Origin of the sequence: Streptomyces albicerus, from assembly GCF_008905045.1 — a bacterium.
GTDB classification, from domain to species: Bacteria; Actinomycetota; Actinomycetes; order Streptomycetales; family Streptomycetaceae; genus Streptomyces; species Streptomyces albicerus.
This window is the reverse complement of the sequence record NZ_VWMY01000177.1, coordinates 1-4106: the sequence shown is the minus strand read 5'-3', so window position 1 is coordinate 4106 and position 4106 is coordinate 1. Positions and strand designations below refer to the sequence as shown.

The following is a 4106-nucleotide window of genomic DNA, read 5'->3' as shown; positions in this document are numbered from 1 at the left end:
GCCGCGGTTACGTCTCCGCCGTGCAGAACAAGCAGGTGGGCCAGGAGATCGGCCGTATTCCGGTCGACTCGATCTACTCGCCGGTTCTCAAGGTCACGTACAAGGTCGAGGCGACTCGTGTCGAGCAGCGCACCGACTTCGACAAGCTGATCGTCGACGTCGAGACCAAGCAGGCCATGCGTCCGCGTGACGCGATGGCTTCCGCCGGTAAGACGCTGGTCGAGCTCTTCGGGCTGGCCCGTGAGCTCAACATCGACGCCGAGGGCATCGACATGGGTCCGTCCCCGACGGATGCCGCCCTCGCCGCCGATCTGGTACTGCCGATCGAGGAGCTGGAGCTCACCGTTCGGTCGTACAACTGCCTCAAGCGTGAGGGCGTCCACTCCGTGGGTGAGCTCGTGGCGCGTTCTGAGGCCGACCTGCTCGACATCCGTAACTTCGGTGCGAAGTCGATCGACGAGGTCAAGGCGAAGCTGGCCGGGATGGGCCTGGGCCTGAAGGACTCCCCGCCCGGATTCGACCCGACCGCCGCCGCGGAAGCCCTTGGCGCGAACGACGACGCGGACGCGGGTTTCGTGGAGACCGAGCAATACTGAACGCCGCGCTGCGCCGGTCATAGAGACACTTCGCGTACGGGGAGCAGCTGAACCTCCACGCTGTTCCCCGCCCGCTGGGCGACCTAGGCCGGTCCGCGCCCGCGCCCGCGCACAAACCCTGGCGAGGGCGGCCGGCGACAGAGCGGCGCAGCACCGGCGCTTCACGTAGCAACCCGCATGCGAGGCCGGAAGCCGGTCACCGGCTTCCGGCCTCGCATGCGGCAAAGCCAGACGCAACAACCCACAGACCTGCCTGCGCGGAGAGAGCTGGTCGGCGGCGGCCGAGATCCGTGTCGGCGCCCGGGCGGGCGGGTGACGGCGACGGCGACGGCGACCCGACGGTCAGGACGGAAGAGTCGCCCTGGTCTGTTGGACGCGGACAGGCTTGGCCTCGGCGGCTGAGAAGTGCCGGCTTCTCAGCCGCCGACAAGGGCGACGAGCATGATGAAGACCAGGTCGGGATCGAGGGTGAGATCCACGACTTCGTCGAGGTCCTCGACCTGGCGATCGCCGGCCGGCACGCAGAACGGGGGAAGTTGAGGCAACGTGCTCCTCGCACGAGGGAATGCGCTCACCCGCATCCGGGCTTCTTCCCTCCGGCGACCGCGGCGACTGCCGGGGTCAGCTCACATGCTCCAGCAGCAGGGTGAAGACGGTCTCCGCGGAGTTCATGTCCGCGATCTCCTGAGCCACCTTGGACGCGCCGTGCGCGAAGGACTCGTCGCTCAGGACCTTCGTCACCGCCTTGCCGGTCTGATCGGGGCTGTCCACCACCATCGCGGCTCCTACCGCTGACGCACGTTCGGCATTCAGCGGTTTGTCCAGCGCCATGGGAAGCAACACCATGGGAATCCCGGAGCCGAGGACCGCGAGTACGGTGCCGGCTCCGCCCGAGGCGACCACGACGTCCACGCCTTCGAGGAGGCGGCGCATGGGAACGAATCCGACGACCCGGACCCCGGCACGCTCGATCGGCGCGGTGTCGGTCTGCGCAGAGGGATTGACCGCGACAACGACATTGACCTCCGGCCCGGCCAGCGAGTCCACGATCCCGGCAAGGAGTTCGGGCTCGTCGAGGAAAGTGCCCAGGGTGACCAGCACGCGCGGCAGGTTTTCACGGCCGGGGAAGGCCACCTTCGCCCCATCGCCTTCGTCCCCTCCTTCCTGAGCCTCGGACACATGAGGCTCCGATTCATGCGCCTCGGATGCATGCGCCTCGGATTCGTACGCTTCGGATTCGTACGCTTCGGACCGGATCGCGATGCGCCCCACAGGCGGCTGCCAGGTGTCCCGCTGCAGGCATGCGGGCCACGGGTCCACGGAAGCGCGAGGTTCGGGAAGGGTTAGTTCGAGCGCGGACAACCGGGTGGCCGCAGCGGCGTCCATGGCCTGCGCAAGCTGCTCCTCCAGGGCGATGCCCACCCCGTGCGTGACCACAGGGACATCGAGGACGGCCGCCGCGAAGCGCCCCAGGTAGTCGGCCGTTTCGACGATGATGAGATCGGGAGCGAAGGCACGGGCTTGAGCGACGGCTTCCTCCGCTCCCAGGTCGACGCGGACGCCCCCGAAGAATTCGGCCGCTGTCGCGGGAGACATGTCCTGACCCGCGTCCGCACCGGTACGGCGGGTGACCTCGGCGAGGACGGCCTCCACGGTCGGGCCCGCGTGCAGTACCGGGGCCGGGGCCACGGCTTCTGCCATGGAGGAGTGCGTCAGCATGGCCGTCGCATGACCGGCGCGCCGTGCCACCCTCTCCAGCGGCAGCATGGGCAGCAAGTGGCCGAAGGCAGGGGTACCCGAAAAGAGAATGCGCATGAAGTCCTCGCGTTGGCATAAGGGATGGGTCGGAGTACGGAGGGGTTGTGAGCAACAACAGGTGCTCACCGGGTGGATCACGCGTCCAGGTCTGCCCAGAACTTCTCCAGAGCAGCGGCCGCTGTGCCGGGGTCCTGAAGCATCCACCAGTGGCCGAGATCTTCGAGAGGTTCGAAACGCGCTCCAAGGGCGGCGGCCGTCGCGGCTGCGGTGACAGCGTCGTCGTACGGGTCGAGCGTCGGGTGGATGACCAGACCCGGGGCCGTTGTCGGAGACGTCAGCCGGTCCCCCCAGTGTGCGAACGGATTGGGGAGCGCGGACCGGTACAGGGCAAGAATGGATGAGGCCATCGACGCATCAAAGCTCTCGCCCATCACCCGGGCATCAGCCTCCGGAACGCCCGCCGAAATGAGCTGACCGGCGGCGCTGAGAGGGTTGCCGGGATCGGAAACACCCAGCGTGGCCGACACCCAGGCCTCCCCCGAGCCCGGTGTCTGCCAGAGCTGGGCAATGTCATGCCAGGTGTAGTCGGGGTGGAGGATGCCGGCCGCGTCCATGGCCCAGCTGCGCAGAGCGATGGTGGACCCGGTGGCGACACGTGCCACGAGGAGAGCTCCCCAGTCGTGTCCCACCAGGTCGACCGGTCCGTCGAGCTTGCGCAGTTCTGCCTCCAGCCAATGCGCGTAGTCGTCCATCGTCGACTTGAGTCCATCAGGGCGGGGTGCACCGCCGAAGCCCGGAAGGCGCAGGGCAACCGAGTCGGTGCTCAGGCGGGCTCGCAATCGGTCCCACAGATCGCTGGTCTCGGGTACCCCGTGGACGAAAACAGCTGTCATGGAATTTCTCTCTCCCAGAGTGCGTGCGGTGAGTTCACGGATGAATGGCGTTATGCGAGCGATTCAGAAAGCACTACGCCGGCCTCACCGGACCGGTTCATCGCAATGTGGAATTGTGGCGAACAAGGGTCGGTTCTCTTGGGTCGCCATCGGGGTGAACCGATCGCCGCCCGTTCCGTAGAAGCGTCGAAAACTCCCTGCGGGGAGCGCGACAACGGAAGTGAGTGGCATGAAGACCTGGCGCATGGCGACCGTGGCATTGAGCTCGTCCGCGATCATGTTGAGCGCGGCGTGTGGTTCGGGGACGAAGAGCGGCTCCGGTGCCGAACCCAAGTCGTCTTCGGCCGCGGCGAGTCCGGCCGCACCGGCCGGAAACGCGGCGGGGCCCGCGGGGGCGCTCACGGTCGCCAACGACCCCCGGCTCGGCCCCATCGTCACGGACGCCGCGGGTTTCACGCTGTACCGGTTCACGCAGGACAAGCCGGCGACGCCGCCCAAGTCCGCCTGCGATGCCGAATGCGCGAAGCTCTGGCCTCCGGTCCCGGCAGAGGGAGTGACACTTCCCCAGGGCCTCGATGAGGGTCTCCTCGGATCTCTCGTCCGTTCCGACGGGACCAAGCAGCTGACCCTCGCGGGCATTCCCGTGTACCGGTACTCGAAGGACGTGAAGCCGGGACAGGTCAACGGCGAGGGCGTGAACGGCACATGGTTCGCCTCATTGCCGAAGGAGGGCGTCCCGGAGCTCGAGGACGCGCTGGCCGCGCTCACCGGCGCCGGAGCGCGACGCGTGGCCGGGCGTCGGGCCACTCCTCCCCCGGCCACCGGACGGCCGCTTCCCGTGGCCGGCCACCCGGAGGGC

4 protein-coding genes and 1 pseudogene are annotated in these 4106 nt (G+C 68.0%); 2 read left to right on the top strand and 3 right to left on the bottom strand.

What is annotated here, in order from left to right:
- Positions 1-596, top strand: a 596-nt coding sequence (locus GAS53_RS54630) for a DNA-directed RNA polymerase subunit alpha (protein ID WP_318724825.1), incomplete at its 5' end; no start/stop codon positions are given.
- Between the two features lie 416 nt (positions 597-1012).
- Here the strand turns inward: GAS53_RS54630 and GAS53_RS57925 are convergent.
- The 3 genes from GAS53_RS57925 to GAS53_RS54620 all read right to left on the bottom strand — a co-directional run bounded on the left by GAS53_RS57925 (position 1013) and on the right by GAS53_RS54620 (position 3247).
- A complete protein-coding gene (locus tag GAS53_RS57925; protein ID WP_263974269.1) occupies positions 1013-1141 on the bottom strand; it encodes a hypothetical protein in 129 nt (42 codons plus the stop codon).
- Between the two features lie 76 nt (positions 1142-1217).
- The gene (locus tag GAS53_RS54625; protein ID WP_151485270.1) at positions 1218-2411 is read right to left on the bottom strand and encodes a glycosyltransferase; all 1194 of its coding nucleotides are present in this window, start codon (positions 2409-2411) and stop codon (positions 1218-1220) included.
- Between the two features lie 77 nt (positions 2412-2488).
- Positions 2489-3247 carry an alpha/beta fold hydrolase gene (locus GAS53_RS54620; protein WP_151485269.1) on the bottom strand — a complete coding sequence of 253 codons (759 nt, stop codon included), beginning with the start codon at positions 3245-3247 and terminating at the stop codon, positions 2489-2491.
- A 229-nt stretch (positions 3248-3476) separates the two neighbouring features.
- Here GAS53_RS54620 and GAS53_RS54615 point away from each other — a divergent pair.
- Positions 3477-4106, top strand: a pseudogene (locus tag GAS53_RS54615) (SCO0930 family lipoprotein); the annotation flags it as partial.

What these genes read in the sequence shown, in the direction of transcription:
- GAS53_RS54625 (WP_151485270.1), bottom strand. Translation starts at nt 2,411, where the DNA reads ATGCGCATTCTCTTTTCGGGTACCCCTGCCTTCGGCCACTTGCTGCCC.
- GAS53_RS54620 (WP_151485269.1), bottom strand. Translation starts at nt 3,247, where the DNA reads ATGACAGCTGTTTTCGTCCACGGGGTACCCGAGACCAGCGATCTGTGG.